Below are 20,815 nucleotides of genomic sequence, written 5' to 3'. Positions count from 1 at the left end.
ATCCTCCGCGGGGGTCCTTCGCGCGGGGACCGAGATTCCGGAGATTAACGCAAGGGGGTTGGACAGCCAATCATCCCATGATTCTATGATGGGCATCATGGTGAGCGAGGAGGCCCGGACGATGACGTCCACACGGATACGCGGCTGGTCGGATACGGACCCGTCGGCCCCCTCGGATCCCTCGGCCCCCTCGGATCTCGAGAGTGAAACGCACGCCACGCGCGCGTGGATGACGCGTCTGGTGACCGTCGGCATCGTCCTCACCGCTCTGAACCTGCGACCCGCGATCACCAGCCTCGGTGCGCTGCTCGAAGAGGTGCGCGACGGGTTCGGTATGAGCGGCAGCGTCGCCGGGCTGCTCACCTCCGTGCCGCCGCTGTGCTTCGCCGCCTTCGGCGTCATGGCACCGCGCCTGGCCCGCCGCTTCGGGCCCGGCACGGTCGTCTGCGCGGGCATGGTCGCCATCGCGGCGGGCCTCGCGATCCGGCCGTACGCCGGGAGCACGGCCGGCTTCCTTGCCGCCAGCGCACTCGCGCTCATGGGCATCGCCGTCAGCAACGTCCTGATGCCGGTGATCGTCAAGCGCTGGTTCCCGGACCGGGTCGGCTCCATGACCGGCCTCTACTCGATGGCGCTCGCGCTGGGCACCTCGGCCGCGGCAGCGGTGACCGTGCCCGTGACCGACACCCTGGGCGGTGATTGGCAGTCGGGGCTCGCGGTGTGGGCGGGGCTCGCGGCGGCGGCCGTACTGCCGTGGATTCCCCTTGTACGCGCGCGGGGTGCCGATTCCGGGAGTGCTGCCCTTGGCCGGGACACCGGTTCCGGGGCCGGTGAGCCTGCGGGGCCGGAGCCCGACGGACTGCGGATCACCCGCAGCCGTACCGCCTGGGCCCTCGCCGTCTTCTTCGGGCTCCAGGCCACCGCCGCGTACATCACGATGGGCTGGATGGCGCAGATCTTCCGTGACGCGGGTGTCTCCGCGGGCACCGCGGGACTGCTCCTTGCCGTCACGATGGTGATGGGCGTGCCGCTGGCCTTCATCATTCCGCGTGTCGCCACGCGCCTGTCCCACCAGGGGCCGATCGTGGTCGCACTCGGCGTCTGCGGACTCGCCGGATACGCGGGCCTCTACTTCGCCCCGGCAGGCGGCGCATGGGCCTGGGCCCTGCTGCTCGGCGTCTCCAACTGCGCCTTCCCGCTGGCCCTCACCCTGGTCGGCATGCGGGCCAGGACCGGCGCGGGCGTCGTCAAGCTCTCGGCCTTCGCGCAGAGCGCCGGCTATTTGCTCTCGATCCCGGGCCCCCTGCTTGTGGGCGTGCTCTACCAGCACAGCGGCGGCTGGGGCCTGCCGATCGCGCTCATGGCCGCACTGATGATTCCGCAGATGGCGGCGGGCATCCTGGCGGGCCGCGACCGCACGGTGGAGGACGAGGCCACGCGCGGGCTCAGCCGTGAGGCCCCCTGAGGGTGCGCTCCCACCCCTGAAGGTCACCCCTGAATGTGCCGACCCCCACCCGTGGAGGCGCGGACGACGGGTGCGAGACTGGCCGCATGCCTGTGCTCGACCCGAACCCCCAGAACGGCCAGAAGAAGATGTTGCTCGTGCTCGGAGCGATGCTGGCCATCACCGTGATCATCGCCGTCATCGCGTCGATCGCCTCGCCGTGACCGTGCTCACCACTGCCGGATGGTGGGGCTAACCCCCCATCCCCTAGGGGGTGAGTGTCAGGGTCAAGTGGGTGGACCACCGGATGGGTTGAGGGCGCGAAACTCCGTAACTTCGAGATGTGGCCGCGAGGACGCGGACCACGGACCACTCGAAGCCCCACGGAGGCGGCATGTCGGCCCCTACGCACACCCGGCCCCACGGCGCGACCCCGGGCCGCGTCGACATCCGGCTGCCTTGGTGGGCCCTCGCCCTGCCGACGCTCGCCTTCATCACCCTCCTGCTCTTGATACTGAACCCGGCGGACGCGCACGCCGCGGGCGGCGATCCCGCGATCACCGGCCTTTTCGAGCGCATCCAGCGGACGGTGCTGCACCAGTAACCCTGAGCGCTCGTCGCCACCGTGCCGCGCCGGTCGCCCACCGTGCCGCACCCGTCGCCCATCGTCCAGCGGGCCAATAACCCGTGGTGAGGGAGCCGGTCAACTCTCTGCGCCGCGTGGCGTGTTTCATGCGAAGCTGGGACCCATGAGCGTCGCAGAACCCCGCAGGATTGTTCTCTTCCGGCATGCGAAAGCCGACTGGCCACAGGTGTCCGACCACGAGCGGCCGCTCGCCGACCGGGGCCGCATGGACGCCGCCGTCGCCGGACGCAAGTTGGCCGACACCGGCATCCCCTTCGATCTGGCCCTCTGCTCCACCGCGACCCGGACCCGCGAAACCTGGAAGCTCGCCGTGCACGAGCTCCCGCACCGGCCGAAAACGGTGTACGAGGAGCGGCTGTACGAGGCCTCGCCCGGCGAGCTGATCGCCGTGCTCAACGAAACCCCGGACGACGCGCAGAACGTGGTCCTCATCGGCCACAATCCCGGCATCCAAGGTCTCGCCGACATCCTGGCCGGACAGGCCGAGAGCGACCCCCGCGCCCGGATGGCCGCCCACGGCTTCCACACCGCCGCCTTCGCGGTGCTGTCCTTCGACGGCTCCTGGAAATCCCTGGAGCCCGGAGTGGGCACGCTGCTCGACTACTGGGCGCCGACCGAGTAACCCGACCCGAGAAGAGACGGGGGCCCGGCACCACCACGGTGCCGGGCCCCCGTCGTGACGAGCGTTGGCTCGGCGGACGTCAAAAACGCGAGTTCAGCGGTCGCCCGCGTACCTGCGCGAGTTCAGTGGTCGTCCAGGTGCATGTCCGCCGCCTCGACCTCTTCGCGGGTGACCCCCAGCAGATACAGAACGGTGTCCAGGAAAGGGAAGTTCACCGCGGTGTGCGCGGCCTCGCGCACGACCGGCTTGGCGTTGAACGCGACCCCGAGACCGGCCGCGTTGAGCATGTCGAGGTCATTGGCACCGTCGCCGATCGCCACGGTCTGGGCGAGTGGCACCCCTGCCTCGGCGGCGAACCGTCGCAGCAGCCGCGCCTTGCCCGCGCGGTCCACGATCTCCCCTATGACCTTGCCGGTCAGCTTCCCGTCGACGATCTCCAGCGTGTTGGCCTGCGCGAAGTCGAGCCCGAGCCGCTCCTTGAGATCGTCCGTGACCTGGGTGAACCCGCCCGAGACGACACCGACTTGGAAGCCGAGCCGCTTCAGCGTGCGGATCAGCGTGCGCGCGCCCGGCGTCAGCCGCACCTCCTCGCGCACCTTGTTCACCACCGAGGCGTCCAGCCCCTTGAGCAGCGCCACACGCGCGTGCAGCGACTGCTCGAAGTCCAGCTCCCCGCGCATCGCGGCCGCCGTCACCTCGGCGACCTCCTCCTCGCATCCGGCGTGCGCGGCGAAGAGCTCGATCACCTCGTCCTGGATGAGCGTCGAGTCCACGTCCATGACGAGCAGGCGCTGGGCCCGCCGGTGCAGCCCCGCCGCGACGACCGCGACATCGACGCCGAGCGCCGCCGCCTCCGTCACCAGCGCGGTCCGCAGCGTCTCCGTCTCCGTACCGGACACGGCGAATTCGACCGCCGTCACCGGGTACTTGGCGAGCCGGAAGATACGGTCGATGTTGCCGCCGGTCTTCGTGATCCGCGCGGCGATCGCGGCCGTCGACTCCGCGGTGAGCGGATGCCCGAGCACGGTGACCAGCGAACGCCCGAGGCCACGTGGCCGGTTGTCACCGAGGCCGGAGATGATCTCCGCCTGCATCTTCATCGACTCCGCCCAGCTGTGGACGGTGGCCCGCAGATCACCCTCGAGCCCGCCGGGCGGCTCGGTGACGAGCGCGCACAGCACCATCCGGCCACGGGTGACGACCTGCTCGATGTCGACCACGTCGACGGAGTAGGCGGCAAGGGTGTCGAAGAGTCCGGCCGTGATACCCGGCCGGTCCTTGCCGAAGATCTTGACGAGGAGAGTGGGGACCTCGGAGGTCTGCGAAGCGCTCATGGTGCTCCCACCGTATCCGGCACCCCTTGCCTACCGCTCTTGAGGTCCGCCCTGCGGACGGGAACACTGCGTGTCGGCGTGGTGTCGAGTGTGTTGCTCAGGGGCGACGAAGCGTGTTGCCCGGGGTGGCGACGATCAGTCCCGCCGTCGGGGGCTCGGCGGCGCGGGAGGTCCCTCGCCGGGCTCGCCGGGCGGCGGCTGTGGCGGCGGGGGCACGTTCCGCCCCCGTGGCCGCCGCTTCTGCGGCCCAGGTGGCGGCGCCAGCGGCCGGACGACCGTCGGCGCTCCGTACACGCCGGGCGGCCGCGTCTGCTCGGACGGCAGGCCGTCCGCGGGGCGGGGCTTTTGCGGCTCCTCGGGCTTGCGCAGCCCGTCGGGCAGCCGTAGATACGGATTGGTGTCGGGGTTCGCCGGCCGGTACGGCGCGCCCGGGGCATACGGCCCCGGCTGCCGGGGGAGGTCCGGATGGGGCTGGACAACCGGAGTGCCGGCGTCACCCAGTGCCAGCGGCGCCGCCCGTCGTCCCGCGGCCCCGCTCGCGTAGGCCAGCAACGCCCCCACCGCCCCCGCACCCGCTCCCCACGCGGCGCCGAGCAGCAGCGCCATGCCCAGGTGCCCGTGCAGTTCGACGCCCGCGCCGAACGCGTCGATGCCGAACACCGACAGCGAGGCGTCCACGGACACATCCGTCAGCCATGCCAGCAGCGGCAGTGCCAGGGCCGTCACGACCCCGAGCCGAAGAGCGCAGCGCCCCGCGAAACCGAGGGCACCCTGCTCTCGTACGTTCGTAGCACCCGGCTTCCCCCCGAGGGCGGCATCCCGCTCCCGTACAAAAGGCGTACGCGAGGCGGCCAGGACGCCCGCGAACAGCATCATGACCGCGGTCGCGACCCCCAACAGCCACACCCGTCCGTCCAGTTCGGCGAGGCGGCCCAGTGTGACGGGCTGGTCGGAGCTGACGCTCAGCAGATCGTCGAGGGGGTCGGGCAGCAGTTTGGCGAGTTCGCCGGTGGCCTGGCCGTCCCAGGGGACGAAGAGGCCGATCGGGATGCCGAGCCACACCCCGTTGGGCGCGCCGAGCAGCGCCGCGCCCGCGATCCGCTGGGGATGGTCGTCACCGATCGCCGCGTACGCCGCCGCCGCGAGCCCCGCCGCGACCGCCACCAGCAACACCGTGACCAGCGCGGAGGCGGCAGGCCGTACCACCCGGTGCACGACCTCCCAGCCGCGCGGCAGGGGAGTGCGCCGCGAGGCGAGCAGCGAGATCACCAGGACGCCGGCCACCCAGGCCGCGCCGCCGAGCAGCGTGGGCACCGTGTCAACGGTGAATCCCACGGCCGCCTGCGCGTTCACGAGATCGCTGATCTTGTCGGGCAGCAGTCCGCCGAGGTCCCCGAGCCCGCCGGGGAGCTGGTCCGTGATGTCACCGAGCCCGCCGCCGCCCGTGACCTCGTCGAGTCCGAGCTCGCTCCCGTCGATGGTGATGATGTCGTGGCCCGCCCAGGCGAGCCCGCCCAGCATCGCCACGAACAGGACGACCACCGCGCCCGCACGCGCGAGGAGTTCGGACGGCGGGATCACAACTCCCGCCGCACGCAGGGAGCGTAGGAAGAACAGGGAAAGCAGGAGCGCGCCCACCAGCCCCACACCCAGTGGCGTGATCTGTATGGCCGTATGCGCCTCCGCCCCTTTCAGGCCGAAGGCCGACACATCGCCGGACGGCTTGACCGAACCACCTGCCCCAAGCGCCACAACCGCCGCGGTCATCGGCCCCAGTGAGCCCGCCGCGTCCGCGCCGAGCAGATGCAGGCCGAGCGCCGCCGTGCCCGCCATCCCGATCAACGCCCAGCTCACAGAGGCGATCGCGGACAACAGCACATCCCCCCACGGCACGCCCCTGCCATGTCCCGCGGTGCCGATACTCATCGTCAGACCCCCCGATCCGCGCCGCGGCGTCGCCACCGCGGATGTCCCCCTCGCATCGGATTACCACTCTCCGGTCCGGTTTCAACCGCGTCAACGGAAACGGACAACCCGCCCGTACACGGTCTGCACGGCGCCCGGCTTTCGGTCAGAGGGCTGCTCCTGAAATAGTTCCCCCCGATGTTCGACATCCCTAGACTCCTTGCGATGGGGACAACTCGGGGGACAACTCAGTGGGGCATGGAGTGCCGGAACTCGTACTGGAATTGAACGGACGAACCTGGACGCTCGATGCGTCCAGGTCATACACCCTCGGACGCGATCCGCAGGGGGACATCGTGCTCGACGACGCCAGGGTGTCCTGGCGCCACGCCACGATCAGTTGGAGCGGCCGCAGTTGGGCCATCGAGGATCACGGCAGCACCAACGGCACATTTGTGCAGGGGCAGCGGATCCACCAGACGGAGATCGGCCCCGGCTCCGCCGTGCACCTCGGCAACGCGACCGACGGCCCACGCCTGAACCTGTCCGGTGCCGCCGTCGCCACACCGCAGGCGCAGCCCCAGCAACAGCCGTACGCCGCGCAGGGCGCGAGCCCTGGCTGGGCCCAGCAGGCGCCGCAGCAGAGCCACCAGCAGCCGCAGCAGGCCGCGCACATCCCGCCGCAACAGGGACCCGGTGGTGGCGCGGGGGCACCACCGGTCTACGGCGACCGCAGCCCTACGACCTTCCACCAGCTGGCCCTCGGCCGGGTGATGCACATCGGCCGTGCGCTGGAGAACGAGCTGGTCGTCTCCGACCTCCAAGTCTCCCGCCGTCACGCCGAGTTCCACGCGACGCCCGACGGCCGCTACGAGATCCACGACCTCGGCTCGCACAACGGCACGTACGTCAACGGTATGCCGATCGCCAAGGGTGGCTCGGCGCTGCTCGGCCCGAACGACATCGTCGGCGTCGGCCACTCGACGTTCCGCCTGGTCGGCGACCGCCTCGAGGAGTTCGTCGACACCGGTGAGATCTCCTTCTCGGCCCGCCATCTGACTGTCACGGTCGACGGCGGCAAGCAGATCCTGAGGGACGTCTCCTTCGGTGTGCCCGAGAAGTCGCTCATCGCGGTCATCGGCCCCTCCGGATCCGGCAAGTCGACACTCCTGAAGGCGCTCACGGGCTACCGCCCCGCCAACCAGGGCGACGTCCTCTACGACAACCGGAACCTGTACAAGCAGTTCGCCGAGCTGCGCCAGCGCATAGGTCTGGTCCCGCAGGACGACATCCTGCACAAGGAACTGACCGTCAAGAAGGCCCTCAAGTACGCGGCCAAGCTGCGCTTCCCCGCGGACACCACGACGCAGGAGCGCGACGCCCGCATCGACGAGGTGCTGCGCGAGCTGAAGCTGGACATCCACAAGGAGAAGAAGGTCACCTCCCTCTCCGGTGGCCAGCGCAAGCGCGTCTCGGTGGCCCTGGAGCTGCTCACCAAGCCGTCGCTGATCTTTTTGGACGAGCCGACCTCCGGCCTCGATCCGGGCATGGACCGCGACGTCATGCAGCTGCTGCGCGGCCTCGCCGACGACGGCCGTACGGTCCTCGTCGTCACGCACTCGGTCGCCGAGCTGGCCATCTGCGACAAACTCCTGGTGATGGCGCCCGGCGGTTCCGTCGCCTACTTCGGTCCGCCGGAGGAGGCGCTGAACTTCTTCGGCTACGACACCTGGGCCGATGTCTTCTCCGCCTTCGAGAACTACCGCGACTACGACTGGGCGGGCCGCTGGAAGGGCTCGCAGCACTACCAGATGTACGCCGCGGACATCGACGCGGTCGCCCCGCAGTCGGTGAACGTGTCACCGCAGCAGGCGATGAAGCCGCCGAAGCCGCAGAGCTGGGGCTCGCAGCTGGCCACTCTGATCCGCCGCTACACGTCGGTGATCGTGTCCGACCGGGGTTTCCTCCTCCTGATGGTGATCCTGCCCGCCGTCCTCGGCGTCGTGAGCGTGCTGATCCCGGCCAAGTCGGGCCTCGCCTTCGGCCCGCAGAACGGCAATCCGCCGTTCTCGAACCGGGACGGCAGCACGATCCTGCTGATACTGGCCGTGGGCGCCTGCTTCTCCGGCGCGGCCAACTCGGTGCGTGAACTGATCAAGGAACGGGTGATCTACGAACGGGAGCGGGCGACCGGCCTGTCCCGCTCGGCGTACCTGATGTCCAAGGTCGTCGTGCTCGGCGTGATCACCATCCTGCAGGGCGGCATCATCGGCGCCATCGGCCTGTTCTCGCTCGGAGCCGAGAAGCTGCCGGAAGAGGGCCTGCTGCTGAAGGGCGCGCCCGCCCTGGAGCTCACCCTGCCGATCATGGCCCTCGGCTTCACCTCGATGATGTTCGGCCTGATCATCTCCGCGCTGGTGAAGACGGCCGAGAAGACCATGCCGCTGCTGGTGATGTTCGCGATCGTCCAGGTCGTCTTCACCGGCTGCCTCTTCCAGCTGTTCGACAAGGTCGGCGTCGAGCAGCTGGCCTGGCTGATGCCCTCGCGCTGGGCGGTCGCCGCGGCGGGCACGACCGCGCAGCTCAACGTCCTGCTGCCGTATCAGCCCGGCAAACCCGGGGACCCGCTGTGGGACCACCAGCTGAGCCAGTGGTTCATCGACATGGGCGTACTGATCGGCATCGGCGTGGTCTGCGGCTTCGTGGTCGCGCGGCTGCTGCGCCGCCACGAGCCCGAGGTCATGCGCAAGTAATCACGGAGGCATGGCCGAAGGGCGGCACCCGCCGGGGTGCCGCCCTTCGGCGTACGTGTCAGAGCTCCGCGCTCGGCGCCTCAGTACGCGCTGTTGACGTTGTCGATCGAGCCGTACCGGTCGGCCGCGTAGTTGGCGGAGGCCGTGATGTTGGCGATCGGGTTGTACTGGCTCCAGGCCGTGCCCGGGACGTGGTAGGCGTCGAAGGTCGGCTTGATGATCTGCAGCAGACCGATCGACGGGGTGCCCTTCTGGGCGTTGATGTCCCAGCCGTTGATGGCGTTCGGGTTGCCCGACGACTCCCGCATGATGTTGCGGTACAGGCCGTTGTAGGTGCCCGGGATGCCGTGCTTCGCCATGATGCTGAGCGACTGGCGGATCCAGCCGTCGAGGTTGTTGGCGTACGTCTTCATGGCGACGTTCTGGACCGAGACGCGCTGCGTGGAGCGGCTCGCGGCCTGCACCGTCGTGCGCGCGTCCGCCGCCTTCTGCTCGGTGGCTGCTTCGGTGGCAGCCTGCACCTTGGCAGCCTCGGCGGCCTTCTTCGCGGTTTCCGCGGCGTCCTTCTTCTGCGCCGCGACGGCCTCGGTCTTCACGCTGGCGGCGGCCAGCTGGTCGGTGATGCGGGCCTTCACGTCCTTGATCGGCTGCTGGCCGATGGCGACCGAAGCCGAGGAGGCGGCGTCGGCCGTGGTGGTGGTCCCCGGGTTGCCCGGAGCCAAGGAGAGGGCGAGGGCGGCGGCACCGAGGGTGGCGACACCGGCGATCGACAGCTTGTGGACCTTGGTCAGCTTCGGACTATGTCCAGGAGTGCGGGTGTTCTTGGGCATGGCTGAGGACCTCTTCGAATAGCGCGGAGGTCGCTCTCGGTCCGGCGGGGACAGAGTGTTTCCGGAACAAGCGCCGGGGGCGGAACCCGCGGTGCTGAGCGACGGAGGCAATTCTTAGCGGTCGCAAAATTCCCTGGCAATGACGTTACATACGAAGCCGGGTAGTGGACCCATGAAGGGCAAATCGGGGCAGACTGTCACGTCTGCCCCGCTCACTAGGTACCCTTTATCTCCTATGCACCTTCGTACGTGATGTGCGTCCTATGTGCGGGCTCACACCGTCCTGACGTCGGATTCACCGGCAGTTGCTGGCGCAATGCTCAGCGTGAGGGTGCTCCTCCGGGAGGATGAGGTGCACGTCCCCGAACTCGTGCCACAGGTAGAGCCCCCTCAGCGCCTCGCCGTAACTGCGCTCGATCGCCGCCCGTCCCGAGAGCGCCTCCAGCATCAGCAGATGCGAGGCTTCCGGCTCGTGCAGCCCGGTCAGCAGCCCGTCGACCACGCGTACGCCCCGCTCCGGGGTCACCACGAGGTCCGTCCAGCCCTTGCGGCCCCGGACCACCCCGTCGGAGCCCACGGCTGACTCGACGGCGCGTACGGCCGTCGTACCGACCGCGATGATCCGGCCGTCCCCCGCCCGCGCCGCGTTGATCAGCCGGGCCGAAGCCTCCGGCACCTCGTACCGCTCCGGATACGGGGGCTCGTGGGCCTCGGCCGACGCGACACCGGTGTGCAGCGTGATCGGCGCGAACTGCACGCCCCGGCTGACCAGCTCCGCCACCAGATGCGCGGTGAAGGGCCGCGCCGCACTGGGCATCTCCGCGCTGCCGTCGGCGGACGGCAGCGCGAACACCGTCTGATAGACGGACAGCGGCTGATCCCTCTCTGTATAGGAGTAACGAATGGGGCGGCCGTGCCTTCGCAGCAGCCCCGGCACGTCCGGATCCGACACCCGCCCCCACCACAGCCGCGGGCTCCGTGGCGTCAGCGGATCCTCCAGGAGGAGTCGTACGCCCCCGGCAAGGCGCACCTCTGTGCCCGCGGGCCCGCCCGCACGCGCGCGCGTGGTGCCCCTTCCGTCGGGATCCCGCAGCTCGACGGCCCACCGCCCGTCATCGCCCCGCGTGGAGAAATGCACCACCACGCGCGCGTGCCCGATCCGCCCGTCGACGGCCGCGGCCAGCGTGGCGGAAGTGTTGACGACAAGCAGATCCCCGGCCCGCAGCTGCCGCGGCAACTCCACGAACGCGTGATGCGACACCTCGATGCCGCGCGAGACGAGCAGCCGTACGGAGTCCCGGTCCCGCCCGCTCCCGCGCTGCTCGGCCGGCACCCGCGCGGACAGCTCCTCGGGAACCCGCACGGCGGCCGTCATCGCACCTCCAGCAGGACCGGAGCACCGTAGCCACCGCTTGCTTCGCTCACCGGGCCACCTCCGGCAGAAGGCCGGGCGCCGCATAGCGGCCACTCGCCGGACGCTCGTCCAGCAGGCGCAGGAAGGCCGGAACCACACTGGCCGGCGTAGGTCGCGGATCGTCGTCGTCCGGTACGGCCGCCGCGTACAGGTCCGTGCCCATGTCCCCGGGGTCGACGGCCCAGACCCGCAGCCCGGGCTCCTCCTCGCCGAGCACCGCGGACAGATGGTCGAGGGCGGCCTTCGACGCCCCGTAACCGCCCCAGGTCTCGTACGCCTCGGCGGCCGCGTCCGAGCTGATCGACACGACCGTGCCCGCCGCCGAGGCCCGCAGCAGTGGCAGTGCCTCCTGCACCAGGCCCAGCGCCGCGACCACATTGACCTCCATGGCCCGCCGCAGCCCGTCCAGGGGAAGGCCGTCGAGCCGGACCAGCGGCTCGGCGCCCAGCGCGCTCGCGTTGTTCACCAGCAGATCGACGCCGCCGAGCCCGCGGGCCGACGCCACCAGCTCGGCGCGGTGCCCGGCGTCCGTGACGTCCCCGGGCAGCGCCGCCACCCGTGTCCCGTACGCCGACAGCGCCACCGCCGTCTCCTCCAGCACCCCCGCGGTTCTGGCGTCGAGCACCAGATCCCAGCCGCGTTCCGCGAGGGCCGCACCGAGCGCCCGCCCCAGCCCCTTCGAAGCCCCCGTGATGATCGCTACCGGCATGACGTCCGTCCCCTCGTCCCTGCACCGCCGATCTCGGCGGATGCCCTCAACCTAGGAATCGGGCCGCCCTCGCCGCCTCGTCCGCGGGCCCCAATGACCTGGGGTCCTTCGGCCTAGGCCCACCGGCCTAGGCGGCGGCCACCACAGGTCGGATACGCACTGTCACACCCCGCCGGTACTTTGGGGACATGAGCCAAGGCCCCCGGTCCGGTCTGTACGCGGTGAGCTCCGCGCTGCTGGCCATGAGCAGGCACCTCGAGGTGCGCGACGTCCTCAAGACGATCGTCGCCTCGGCGCGCGAGCTGCTCGACGCGCAGTACGCGGCGCTCGGCGTCCCCGACGACCACGGAGGCTTCGCCCAGTTCGTGGTCGACGGCGTCAGCGACGCCCAGTGGAAGGCCATCGGCCCGCTCCCGCGCCAGCACGGCATCCTTGCCGCGATGCTGCACGACGCCCGCCCCGAGCGACTCGCCGACGTGCGCAAGGACCCTCGTTTCGAGGGCTGGCCCGCCGCCCACCCCGACATGTCCGACTTCCTGGGCCTGCCGATCCGCGACGGTGACGAGGTCATCGGAGCACTCTTCCTGGCCAATAAGAACTGTCCGAAGCCGGAGGGCAGTTGTGGCTTCACCGAGGACGACCAGGAGCTCCTGACGATCCTCGCCCAGCACGCGGCGATCGCCCTGACGAACGCCCGGCTCTACGAACGCAGCCGCGAACTCACCATCGCTGAGGAGCGCTCCCGGCTCGCCCATGAACTCCACGACGCCGTCAGCCAGAAGCTGTTCTCCCTGCGCCTGACCGCGCAGGCCGCCGCCGCCCTCGTCGACCGCGACCCCGCCCGCGCCAAGGGCGAACTGCAACAGGTGGCCGCGCTGGCCGCGGAGGCCACCGACGAACTGCGCGCCGCCGTCATCGAGTTGCGCCCCGCCGCCCTCGACGAGGACGGCCTGGTGGCCACCCTGCGTACTCAGATCCAGGTCCTCGACCGCGCCCACTCCGCACGCGTGACCTTCACCAGCCGCGGGGTGCGGGCGCTGCCGGCCGCCCAGGAGGAGGCCATGCTGCGCGTCGCCCAGGAGGCCCTGCACAACGCGCTGCGGCACTCCGCAGCCGGCCGGGTCGACGTCACCCTGGAGAAGCGCGGTCCTGGTGCCCTCCTGCGTGTCACCGACGACGGCAGCGGCTTCGATCCTGCCGCGACACGCACCGCGGGACGCCACCTCGGCCTGGTGTCCATGCGTGACCGGGCGAGCGGCGTCGGCGGCACTCTGGCCGTGGAATCGGCGCCCGCCAAGGGCACCACGATCGAGATGGAGGTCCCTGGTGGCTGACGCAATCAAGGTGCTGTTGGTCGACGATCACCAAGTGGTCCGCCGGGGCCTGCGCACCTTCCTCGAAGTGCAGGACGACATCGAGGTCGTGGGAGAGGCGTCCGACGGCGCCGAGGGGGTCGCCCGCGCCGAGGAGTTGAAGCCCGACGTCGTCCTCATGGACGTCAAGATGCCGGGCATGGACGGTATCGACGCGCTGCGCAAACTCCGCGAACTCGCCAACCCCGCGCGCGTGCTGATCGTCACCAGCTTCACCGAGCAGCGCACGGTCGTCCCGGCCCTGCGCGCGGGCGCCGCCGGGTATGTGTACAAGGACGTCGACCCCGACGCCCTGGCCGGAGCCATCCGATCCGTGCACGCCGGGCACATCCTGCTGCAGCCCGAGGTCGCGGGTGTTCTGCTGTCCCAGGAGGAGGCCAACTCGGGTCAGGGGAGAGGGAGTTCGCTCACCGAGCGGGAGCGCGAGGTGCTCGGCCTGATCGCGGACGGCCGCTCCAACCGCGAAATCGCACGCGCGCTCGTCCTCTCGGAGAAGACCGTCAAGACGCATGTCTCGAACATCCTGATGAAGCTCGACCTCGCCGACCGGACACAGGCCGCGCTCTGGGCCGTACGGCATGGGGCCGCGGGCTGATCGCCCCCGCAGACGGGCGGTAATCCGGATGGTTCCGCTCCGGGCTGAGATTCATACCGTCGTGTGTATGTCACCCGGTTGGCGCATCCTCCGCGGACTCCGGCCGTTCTCCAGTGCGTGCTGCGGCGACCTTGCCGCAGCGATCGTCAGGAGGGGACTTAGAAGTGAAGAACCTGAAGAAGGCCACGGCTGTCGCGATGGTGGCCGGTGGCCTGGTTGCCGCCGGTGCCGGCATGGCCTCCGCGACGGACGGCTCATGGGCGGACGGCAAGGCCGTGGGCTCCCCGGGCGTCGTCTCGGGCAACGTCGTCCAGGCCCCGATCCACATCCCCGTGAACGCGGTGGGCAACAGCGTGAACGTGATCGGCGTACTGAACCCGGCCTTCGGCAACCTGGGCCTCAACCACTGAGGTCCGCCCGAATCGTCGTGACCACCGGCCTCCCAGGCACTCCTGGGAGGCCGGTCAGGTTTTCTCGGCTCATCAGCCGGTGCCGCTGTCGCCGACGCGGATGCCGCGGGCACGGCCGTGAAGTCGCCGGGCGTCGGATCGGGCAACTTCGGACAGATCCCCCCCGGGTTCAGTGAACCCCCCGCTCCCGCTCCTCCACGAACGCGTTGTACGCGGCCACCTGAGCCCGCCGCGCCGTCCGCTCCACCGGCCGCAGCGCCAGCGCCCGCGCGGACATCTCCGAGGCACTCACCGCCCCGCCATGCCCGTTCTCGTACGCGACGGAGATCAGCAGCCCCACCCGCTGGGCGAGCTCCAACACCCGTACCGCACGCGGCGGATATCCGGGAGCCAGCACCTCGCGCCCGCGCTCGGCTCGTGCCCGATACGCATCGACCGCCGCCTCCGCGACCGGCCCCGACCCGGCGACGTCGAGCCGCGACAACACCTCCGTCGCTTCGCGGAGCGCCTCCGCCAGCTCCCGCTCGGCCTCACCGAGCGAGGGCACATCGGCGGGCGGAGCCTCCCGCACAGCGAGGCAGTGCCACACCACCTCGACATGGACATCACCCTCGGGCCCGGCCTCGTACACCTCCGGCACGAGCCCGAGCGCGGCGCCGTGACAGACGACCGCTTCCTCGGCCTCGATGGCCCGCGCGTTGAAGTCCGGCGGTCCGCTCAGCCCGAGCGGATGCCCCGGCGCGGGCAGCGCGACCCGCAGTCCGGTCACCCCGAGCGCGCGCAGCCGTCCGAGGGCGAGCGTGAGTCCGACGGGCCCCGACTCGCCCGGCAGCCCTTCGACCCGGTGCACAGCGTCCTCACCGACAATGGTGAGCACGGCGTCATCCGGGGATACAAGTCCGGCCAATAGGGCATTTCCCCATGCGGCCAACCGTCCTGAGCGTGGTTCCGAGAGCATGCCTCCACCCTAAGGACCGACCGATGGATGGGAGCGGCCGACCGGTGGCGTAGGTTTTCCCTGGGGGCTTCGTCCACAGACGTAAGCGACGGCCGAGACTGCAATGGGAGACAACGCGCTCATGAGCGATGTACTGGAGCTGGAGGACGTATCCGTGGTCCGCGAGGGCCGGGCTCTGGTGGACCAGGTCTCCTGGTCGGTCAAGGAGGGGGAGCGCTGGGTCATCCTCGGTCCGAACGGTGCCGGAAAAACGACCCTCCTGAACCTCGCCTCCAGCTACCTCTTCCCCAGCCAGGGCACCGCCACGATCCTCGGCGAGACGCTCGGCAAGGTCGACGTCTTCGAGCTGCGCCCGCGCATCGGCGTGGCCGGTATCGCCATGGCCGAGAAGCTGCCCAAGCGCCAGACCGTCCTGCAGACCGTGCTCACCGCCGCTTACGGTATGACCGCCGGCTGGCACGAGGACTACGAGGACATCGACGAGCAGCGCGCCCGCGCCTTCCTCGACCGCCTCGGCATGAGCGACTACCTGGACCGCAGGTTCGGCACACTCTCCGAGGGTGAGCGCAAGCGCACCCTGATCGCCCGCGCCCTGATGACCGACCCCGAGCTGCTCCTGCTGGACGAGCCCGCCGCCGGCCTCGACCTCGGCGGCCGCGAGGACCTCGTACGCCGCCTCGGCCGCCTCGCCCGCGACCCGATCGCCCCCTCCATGATCATGGTCACGCATCACGTCGAGGAGATCGCCCCCGGCTTCACCCATGTCCTGATGATCCGTCAGGGCAAGGTGCTCGCCGCGGGCCCGCTGGAGCTCGAACTCACCTCACGCAACCTCTCCCTCTGCTTCGGCCTCCCGCTCGTCGTCGAACAGGTCGGCGAGCGCTGGACCGCGCAGGGACTGCCGATGTCCTGACCGGGGAAACCGGGGGACCACGGCGGAAAGCGCCCACAAGAAGCCCGTTCTAAACCCGATCTGCGCCCTGTCCGCCACCGGACCGCCGACCTACCATGACCATGTGAACGACATCAACGCATGGGTGTGGTGGCTGATCGGCGCGGCCGCACTCGGTATCCCGCTCGTGGTGACCGCGATGCCCGAGTTCGGCATGCTCGCCGTCGGCGCCGGCGCCGCCGCCATCGCGGCGGGTCTCGGCGGCGGTGTCGTCCTCCAGGTGCTCGTCTTCGCCGCCGTCTCGGTCGCCCTCATCGCCGTCGTACGGCCCGTCGCGGCCCGGCACCGCGCCCAGCAGCCCCAACTCGCCACCGGCGTGGAGGCGTTGAAGGGAAAGCAGGCGGTCGTCCTGGAGCGGGTGGACAGTTCTGGCGGCGGCCGGATCAAGCTCGGCGGAGAGATCTGGTCCGCGCGCGCCCTCGACTCCGGTCAGGCCTACGAGGTAGGCCAGGAGGTGGACGTCGTGGACATCGACGGAGCCACGGCCATCGTCATGTGACCTCGTACGACGCAAGTGAACCGAACGCCCCACGTGGCAGACGGCGGTCTGTCAGACTCGTCCAGCAAGATCTTCAACAACCATAAGATCTTCAGGAATTACCGAGGCGGAGAAGGGTACGGGGAGCAACGATGGAACCGATCATCATCGTCCTGATCATTCTGGTGGTGTTGGTCTTCATCGCCCTGATCAAGACCATCCAAGTCATCCCACAGGCCAGCGCCGCGATCGTCGAGCGCTTCGGCCGCTACACGCGGACACTGAACGCGGGCCTCAACATCGTGGTCCCGTTCATCGACTCGATCCGCAACCGCATCGACCTGCGTGAACAGGTCGTCCCGTTCCCGCCGCAGCCGGTGATCACCCAGGACAACCTGGTGGTCAACATCGACACGGTCATCTATTACCAGGTGACCGACGCGCGCGCCGCCACGTACGAGGTCGCCAGCTACATCCAGGCCATCGAGCAGCTCACCGTCACCACGCTGCGCAACATCATCGGTGGCATGGACCTGGAGCGGACCCTGACCTCCCGCGAGGAGATCAACGCGGCCCTGCGTGGCGTCCTCGACGAGGCCACCGGCAAGTGGGGCATCCGCGTCAACCGCGTCGAGCTCAAGGCCATCGAGCCGCCCACCTCCATCCAGGACTCGATGGAGAAGCAGATGCGCGCCGACCGTGACAAGCGCGCCGCGATCCTCACCGCCGAAGGTATCCGCCAATCGCAGATCCTCACCGCCGAGGGTGAGAAGCAGTCCGCGATCCTGCGCGCCGAAGGTGAGGCCAAGGCCGCCGCCCTGCGCGCCGAGGGCGAGGCCCAGGCCATCCGTACGGTCTTCGAGTCCATCCACGCCGGTGACGCGGACCAGAAGCTCCTCGCCTACCAGTACCTCCAGATGCTCCCCAAGATCGCCGAGGGCGACGCCAACAAGCTCTGGATCGTGCCCAGCGAGATCGGCGACGCCCTCAAGGGCCTCAGCGGCGCCATGGGCAACTTCGGTCCGATGGGCGGCGGTTCGGGCAACGGCGGCGCAGAGCGCCGCGAGAAGCCCTCCGTCACCGACTGACGACAGCCAGCCCCGCGCCCCACCGAGGGGCGCGGGGAATTCCGAGCTCAGCCACAGATGACCCGCTGCGAACGAACTACCGGCAGTTTTCCGGCTCTCCCAGCGGAGCGCCTACGCGGCCGGCTGCGCCAGCCACTCCGGCAGCGCATCGAAGTCGTCCCGGCCCAGCGCCAGCAGCATCGCGTCCGCGGGCGTCGGCTCGAACGGCTGCCGCAGCAACGGCATTTCCGCCTGCTCCGGGGTACGGTCCGCCTTGCGGTGGTTGTCCTCCGCGCAGGACGCGACCGTGTTCAGCCAGGAGTCCTGACCGCCCTGCGCACGCGGCACCACGTGGTCGACGGTTGTTGCACGCCTTCCGCAGTACGCGCACCTGTGCCGGTCGCGTACCAGCACGCCGCGCCGCGACCATGGTGCTTGTCTTCGGAAAGGCACCCGTACATACCTGCACAGCCGGATCACCCGGGGCACGGGTATGTCGAGCGCGGCACCGCGCATACGGAGTTCGGGGTGGGCCTGCTCGACAACGGCCTTGTCCTGGAGCACCAGAACGACGGCTCGGTTCAACGTCACCGTCGACAGCGGCTCAAAGCTTGCGTTCAGAACCAGCGTGTCCCGCATCCTGCCCACCTCCCGTTTGCACCGGCCCACCCCTGGCGGGCTTGGATCAACTCTGGCCGGGCACGCCGAGATGGACAACGCAATAAAAAAATGCCCGCCCCTGATCACTTCCAAGACCAGAGGCGGGCAAACGTTCAGTGAACGTCAGTCTTGCGCGGGAGCCGCGTACTCACCGATCAGCTGGGCGCGCGCCAACGTGTGGAACCGCAGATTGAAGCCCACGACGGCGGCCGACACATCCGCGTCGGGACCGAGCTTCTCCTGATCCACGGCATACACGGTGAAGACATAGCGATGCGCCGGATCCCCGGCCGGCGGCGCGGCACCACCGAAGTCCTTGGCCCCGTAGTCATTGCGTACGTGGACCGCCCCCTCGGGCAGCCCCTCGAACTTGCCGGTGCCCGCGCCGGTCGGCAGCTCCGTGACCGAGACCGGAATGTCGAACACCACCCAGTGCCAGAACCCACTCCCCGTCGGTGCGTCCGGATCGAAGCAGGTCAGGGCGAAGCTCTTGGTCTCCGGCGGGAAGCCCTCCCAGCTCAGCTGCGGCGAGGTGTTCCCTGCTGCGTAGACCTGAGCGTCCTTCAGCACCGCGCCCGGCTCGACGTCCTCACTGGTGATCGTGAACGCAGGAACGGGCGGATGGAAGTCATGGGGGAGCGGCGGCCGCTTGAGCTCGGTCACGTCAGTACCTCCTGAACGGCGGAATCTCTCGATCCCGAGCCTAGAACCAGCTGCGCTTGCTGCCGACCTCGGACAACCACTGGTTCAGGTACGCGGTCCAGTCCGTGCCCTGGTAGTCGTGCAGCCCCACCTTGAAGGAGCGGAACGAGTCGCTGCCCTCACTGAAGAGGCCCGGCTTCTTGTCCATCTCCAGGATGACGTCCATCTCGCGCTCGTCCGCGACGAAGCTCAGCTCCACCTGGTGCAGACCGCGGTACTGCGACGGCGGGAAGAACTCGATCTCCTGGTAGAACGGCAGCTTCTGCCGGGTGCCCCGGATGTGACCGCGCTCCATGTCCGCGTTCTTGAAGCGGAAGCCCAGCTGGATGAAGGCATCCAGGATCGCCTGCTGCGCCGGCAGCGGGTGCACATTGATCGGGTCCAGGTCACCGGAGTCCACGGCGCGCGCGATGTCCAACTCCGTGGTCACACCGATGTTCATCCCGCGCAGAGGCTGCCCGTCGATCGTGGTGATCGGGGTCTCCCACGGAATGTCGAGTCCGAACGGAACCGCGTGCACGGCACCGGCCTGCAGCTCGAAGGCCCCGCCGAGCCGCAGTTTGGTGAACTCGATGTCCTGCTTGTGCTCCTGGTCGTCATGCCCTTCGACCTCGACCCTGGCCTGGAGCCCGACCGACAGCCCCTGGATGGCCTGATCGACGGACCCGCCCTGGATCCGCACCTCGCCCTGCACGACACCGCCCGGAACGACGTTGACCTCGGTCAGTACCGTCTCGACCGAAGCTCCACCGGCACCCAGGCTCGCAAGCAGCCGCTTGAACCCCATGTCACTTCCTCCCCAGGCAGATGCCTGTGCTCTGTCCCGATCCTTGATCCTTACAAACGCGATTCGATGGCGGCCGGTTCCGCACCCTCACCCTTCCAAGGAAGACGCCCCCTGACCACCCCGTCTGCACAGCCCGTCGTCCAGTACTACTGGGCTACGCTCGTACGCCATGATCGCGGCCCCTGACCGTACGCCCCTCACCCGGAAGTTCTTCGACCGCCCCGTACTGGACGTTGCCCCCGACCTCCTGGGGCGCATCCTTGTCCGCACCACACCGGACGGTCCGATCGCGCTCCGCCTCACGGAGGTCGAGGCGTACGACGGCACGAACGACCCCGGCTCCCACGCCTATCGCGGCCACACAGCCCGCAACGATGTGATGTTCGGTCCGCCCGGGCATGTGTACGTCTACTTCACCTACGGCATGTGGCACTGCATGAATCTGGTGTGCGGTCCGGAGGGGAGTGCAAGCGCGGTGCTGCTGCGGGCCGGCGAGGTCGTCGAGGGCGCCGAACTCGCCCGCAAACGTCGACTCTCGGCCCGAAATGACAAGGAACTGGCCAAAGGGCCTGCCCGCCTGGCCACGGCGTTGGGGGTGGACCGAGCGCTCGACGGCACCGACGCGTGCGCCCCCGGAGGCGCCCCGCTGACGATCCTGACGGGCACCCCTGTCCACTCCGACCAGGTACGCAGCGGTCCCCGCACCGGCGTGGCCGGCGACGGGGGTGTCCACCCGTGGCGCTTCTGGATCGCCAACGACCCCACGGTGAGCCCTTATCGGGCCCATACGCCCCGCCGTCGCTCAACTTGACGCGTCCTTGGGGGGTCCGTAATGTAGCCCGAGCCGCTTGAACCGGTTACGGCGTTCAGCCAGCAGCCGAGAGTGGCCAACCCACTACCTACGACTTCCCCTCGGCGGGGGCGAATTCGGCATGCCTGCATGTCTGAATTCGAACTCGCGAAAACTCGATTATGAGTTGCGGAGGGAATCGGCTAACGTAGTGAATGTCGAAAGGCCGAGAGGCGAAAGCACTCAAAGCTGGAAGGCAAATCCCGCCGACAGGGAATCGGACACGAAAGAGTCTGATAGAGTCGGAAACGCAAGACCGAAGGGAAGCGCCCGGAGGAAAGCCTGAGAGAGTCTCTCGGGTGAGTACAAAGGAAGCGTCCGTTCCT

General features: G+C 69.4%; 21 protein-coding genes and 1 pseudogene. 13 read left to right on the top strand and 9 right to left on the bottom strand.

Annotation, left to right across the window (positions count from 1 at the left end; translation table 11 throughout):
• The first annotated feature begins 85 nt into the window (after window positions 1-85).
• From AB0D57_RS41695 to AB0D57_RS41680, 4 genes are all read left to right on the top strand, one after another.
• Entirely contained in the window at window positions 86-1,465 is a 1,380-nt protein-coding gene (locus AB0D57_RS41695) for a CynX/NimT family MFS transporter (RefSeq protein WP_362086336.1), read from the top strand.
• A gap of 86 nt (window positions 1,466-1,551) precedes the next feature.
• The gene (locus AB0D57_RS41690) at window positions 1,552-1,668 is read left to right on the top strand and encodes an SGM_5486 family transporter-associated protein (RefSeq protein ID WP_362086333.1); all 117 of its coding nucleotides are present in this window, start codon (window positions 1,552-1,554) and stop codon (window positions 1,666-1,668) included.
• A gap of 170 nt (window positions 1,669-1,838) precedes the next feature.
• Window positions 1,839-2,048 (top strand): hypothetical protein, encoded by a 210-nt coding sequence (locus tag AB0D57_RS41685; RefSeq protein ID WP_362086330.1) that lies wholly within the window; start codon window positions 1,839-1,841, stop codon window positions 2,046-2,048.
• A gap of 145 nt (window positions 2,049-2,193) precedes the next feature.
• Window positions 2,194-2,712, top strand: a complete 519-nt coding sequence (locus AB0D57_RS41680; RefSeq protein ID WP_362086327.1) for a histidine phosphatase family protein — start codon at window positions 2,194-2,196, stop codon at window positions 2,710-2,712.
• A 122-nt stretch (window positions 2,713-2,834) separates the two neighbouring features.
• Here the strand turns inward: AB0D57_RS41680 and serB are convergent, their stop codons facing one another.
• Both serB and AB0D57_RS41670 read right to left on the bottom strand, forming a co-directional pair.
• Window positions 2,835-4,046 carry a phosphoserine phosphatase SerB gene (gene serB / locus AB0D57_RS41675; protein ID WP_362086324.1) on the bottom strand — a complete coding sequence of 404 codons (1,212 nt, stop codon included), beginning with the start codon at window positions 4,044-4,046 and terminating at the stop codon, window positions 2,835-2,837.
• A gap of 135 nt (window positions 4,047-4,181) precedes the next feature.
• The gene (locus tag AB0D57_RS41670; RefSeq protein WP_362086321.1) at window positions 4,182-5,972 is read right to left on the bottom strand and encodes a streptophobe family protein; all 1,791 of its coding nucleotides are present in this window, start codon (window positions 5,970-5,972) and stop codon (window positions 4,182-4,184) included.
• A gap of 242 nt (window positions 5,973-6,214) precedes the next feature.
• Here AB0D57_RS41670 and AB0D57_RS41665 point away from each other — a divergent pair, with 242 nt between their 5' ends.
• Window positions 6,215-8,704 carry an FHA domain-containing protein gene (locus tag AB0D57_RS41665; protein ID WP_362086318.1) on the top strand — a complete coding sequence of 830 codons (2,490 nt, stop codon included), beginning with the start codon at window positions 6,215-6,217 and terminating at the stop codon, window positions 8,702-8,704.
• A gap of 80 nt (window positions 8,705-8,784) precedes the next feature.
• On the opposite strand, the gene AB0D57_RS41660 is transcribed toward AB0D57_RS41665, so the two are convergent.
• From AB0D57_RS41660 to AB0D57_RS41650, 3 genes are all read right to left on the bottom strand, one after another.
• On the bottom strand, window positions 8,785-9,534 hold the full coding sequence (locus AB0D57_RS41660; RefSeq protein ID WP_362086315.1) for a transglycosylase SLT domain-containing protein: 750 nt from the start codon (window positions 9,532-9,534) through the stop codon (window positions 8,785-8,787).
• 295 nt (window positions 9,535-9,829) lie between these two features.
• Window positions 9,830-10,909 (bottom strand): S-adenosylmethionine:tRNA ribosyltransferase-isomerase, encoded by a 1,080-nt coding sequence (locus AB0D57_RS41655; RefSeq protein WP_362086312.1) that lies wholly within the window; start codon window positions 10,907-10,909, stop codon window positions 9,830-9,832.
• Between the two features lie 46 nt (window positions 10,910-10,955).
• A complete protein-coding gene (locus AB0D57_RS41650; RefSeq protein ID WP_362086309.1) occupies window positions 10,956-11,657 on the bottom strand; it encodes an SDR family NAD(P)-dependent oxidoreductase in 702 nt (233 codons plus the stop codon).
• Window positions 11,658-11,845: 188 nt separating this feature from the next.
• Here AB0D57_RS41650 and AB0D57_RS41645 point away from each other — a divergent pair, with 188 nt between their 5' ends.
• The 4 genes and pseudogenes from AB0D57_RS41645 to AB0D57_RS41630 all read left to right on the top strand — a co-directional run.
• On the top strand, window positions 11,846-12,991 hold the full coding sequence (locus AB0D57_RS41645) for a GAF domain-containing sensor histidine kinase (RefSeq protein ID WP_362086306.1): 1,146 nt from the start codon (window positions 11,846-11,848) through the stop codon (window positions 12,989-12,991).
• Complete coding sequence (locus AB0D57_RS41640; RefSeq protein WP_362086303.1) at window positions 12,984-13,625, top strand: response regulator transcription factor; 642 nt, start codon at window positions 12,984-12,986, stop codon at window positions 13,623-13,625. The genes AB0D57_RS41645 and AB0D57_RS41640 overlap by 8 nt, the downstream gene beginning before the upstream one ends.
• 164 nt (window positions 13,626-13,789) lie before the next feature.
• Window positions 13,790-14,035, top strand: a complete 246-nt coding sequence (chpE, locus tag AB0D57_RS41635; RefSeq protein ID WP_362086300.1) for a chaplin ChpE — start codon at window positions 13,790-13,792, stop codon at window positions 14,033-14,035.
• Between the two features lie 42 nt (window positions 14,036-14,077).
• Window positions 14,078-14,185 (top strand): annotated as a pseudogene (locus AB0D57_RS41630) (chaplin family protein); the annotation flags it as partial.
• Between the two features lie 19 nt (window positions 14,186-14,204).
• On the opposite strand, the gene AB0D57_RS41625 reads toward AB0D57_RS41630, so the two are convergent.
• Entirely contained in the window at window positions 14,205-14,993 is a 789-nt protein-coding gene (locus AB0D57_RS41625) for a hypothetical protein (protein WP_362086297.1), read from the bottom strand.
• Between the two features lie 121 nt (window positions 14,994-15,114).
• Between AB0D57_RS41625 and AB0D57_RS41620 the strand changes: the two genes are divergently transcribed.
• The 3 genes from AB0D57_RS41620 (at window position 15,115) to AB0D57_RS41610 (ending at window position 17,511) form a co-directional block, all read left to right on the top strand.
• Window positions 15,115-15,906, top strand: a complete 792-nt coding sequence (locus tag AB0D57_RS41620; protein ID WP_362086294.1) for an ABC transporter ATP-binding protein — start codon at window positions 15,115-15,117, stop codon at window positions 15,904-15,906.
• 103 nt (window positions 15,907-16,009) lie between these two features.
• The gene (locus tag AB0D57_RS41615; RefSeq protein ID WP_362086291.1) at window positions 16,010-16,444 is read left to right on the top strand and encodes an NfeD family protein; all 435 of its coding nucleotides are present in this window, start codon (window positions 16,010-16,012) and stop codon (window positions 16,442-16,444) included.
• A gap of 131 nt (window positions 16,445-16,575) precedes the next feature.
• A complete protein-coding gene (locus tag AB0D57_RS41610) occupies window positions 16,576-17,511 on the top strand; it encodes an SPFH domain-containing protein (protein ID WP_362086288.1) in 936 nt (311 codons plus the stop codon).
• A gap of 111 nt (window positions 17,512-17,622) precedes the next feature.
• Here the strand turns inward: AB0D57_RS41610 and AB0D57_RS41605 are convergent, their stop codons facing one another.
• From AB0D57_RS41605 to AB0D57_RS41595, 3 genes are all read right to left on the bottom strand, one after another.
• Window positions 17,623-18,129 carry an HNH endonuclease gene (locus AB0D57_RS41605; RefSeq protein WP_362086285.1) on the bottom strand — a complete coding sequence of 169 codons (507 nt, stop codon included), beginning with the start codon at window positions 18,127-18,129 and terminating at the stop codon, window positions 17,623-17,625.
• Window positions 18,130-18,273: 144 nt separating this feature from the next.
• Window positions 18,274-18,813 (bottom strand): YbhB/YbcL family Raf kinase inhibitor-like protein, encoded by a 540-nt coding sequence (locus AB0D57_RS41600; RefSeq protein ID WP_362086282.1) that lies wholly within the window; start codon window positions 18,811-18,813, stop codon window positions 18,274-18,276.
• A gap of 40 nt (window positions 18,814-18,853) precedes the next feature.
• Entirely contained in the window at window positions 18,854-19,639 is a 786-nt protein-coding gene (locus AB0D57_RS41595; protein ID WP_362086279.1) for a sporulation protein, read from the bottom strand.
• Between the two features lie 169 nt (window positions 19,640-19,808).
• Between AB0D57_RS41595 and AB0D57_RS41590 the strand changes: the two genes are divergently transcribed.
• On the top strand, window positions 19,809-20,450 hold the full coding sequence (locus AB0D57_RS41590) for a DNA-3-methyladenine glycosylase (RefSeq protein ID WP_362086276.1): 642 nt from the start codon (window positions 19,809-19,811) through the stop codon (window positions 20,448-20,450).
• The last annotated feature ends 365 nt before the right edge of the window (window positions 20,451-20,815 follow it).

Origin of the sequence: Streptomyces sp. NPDC048275, from assembly GCF_040652275.1 — a bacterium.
Taxonomy (GTDB): domain Bacteria; phylum Actinomycetota; class Actinomycetes; order Streptomycetales; family Streptomycetaceae; genus Streptomyces.
This window is presented reverse-complemented; position numbering and strand designations above follow the sequence as displayed.

Bases quoted from the DNA above. Each gene is read 5' to 3' on its own strand.
- AB0D57_RS41695 (WP_362086336.1), top strand. From the start codon at position 86: ATGATGGGCATCATGGTGAGCGAGGAGGCCCGGACGATGACGTCCACA.
- AB0D57_RS41690 (WP_362086333.1), top strand. From the start codon at position 1,552: ATGCCTGTGCTCGACCCGAACCCCCAGAACGGCCAGAAGAAGATGTTG.
- AB0D57_RS41685 (WP_362086330.1), top strand. From the start codon at position 1,839: ATGTCGGCCCCTACGCACACCCGGCCCCACGGCGCGACCCCGGGCCGC.
- AB0D57_RS41680 (WP_362086327.1), top strand. From the start codon at position 2,194: ATGAGCGTCGCAGAACCCCGCAGGATTGTTCTCTTCCGGCATGCGAAA.
- serB (WP_362086324.1), bottom strand. From the start codon at position 4,046: ATGAGCGCTTCGCAGACCTCCGAGGTCCCCACTCTCCTCGTCAAGATC.
- AB0D57_RS41670 (WP_362086321.1), bottom strand. From the start codon at position 5,972: ATGAGTATCGGCACCGCGGGACATGGCAGGGGCGTGCCGTGGGGGGAT.
- AB0D57_RS41660 (WP_362086315.1), bottom strand. From the start codon at position 9,534: ATGCCCAAGAACACCCGCACTCCTGGACATAGTCCGAAGCTGACCAAG.
- AB0D57_RS41655 (WP_362086312.1), bottom strand. From the start codon at position 10,909: ATGACGGCCGCCGTGCGGGTTCCCGAGGAGCTGTCCGCGCGGGTGCCG.
- AB0D57_RS41650 (WP_362086309.1), bottom strand. From the start codon at position 11,657: ATGCCGGTAGCGATCATCACGGGGGCTTCGAAGGGGCTGGGGCGGGCG.
- AB0D57_RS41645 (WP_362086306.1), top strand. From the start codon at position 11,846: ATGAGCCAAGGCCCCCGGTCCGGTCTGTACGCGGTGAGCTCCGCGCTG.
- AB0D57_RS41625 (WP_362086297.1), bottom strand. From the start codon at position 14,993: ATGCTCTCGGAACCACGCTCAGGACGGTTGGCCGCATGGGGAAATGCC.
- AB0D57_RS41620 (WP_362086294.1), top strand. From the start codon at position 15,115: ATGAGCGATGTACTGGAGCTGGAGGACGTATCCGTGGTCCGCGAGGGC.
- AB0D57_RS41610 (WP_362086288.1), top strand. From the start codon at position 16,576: ATGGAACCGATCATCATCGTCCTGATCATTCTGGTGGTGTTGGTCTTC.
- AB0D57_RS41605 (WP_362086285.1), bottom strand. From the start codon at position 18,129: ATGCGGGACACGCTGGTTCTGAACGCAAGCTTTGAGCCGCTGTCGACG.
- AB0D57_RS41595 (WP_362086279.1), bottom strand. From the start codon at position 19,639: ATGGGGTTCAAGCGGCTGCTTGCGAGCCTGGGTGCCGGTGGAGCTTCG.
- AB0D57_RS41590 (WP_362086276.1), top strand. From the start codon at position 19,809: ATGATCGCGGCCCCTGACCGTACGCCCCTCACCCGGAAGTTCTTCGAC.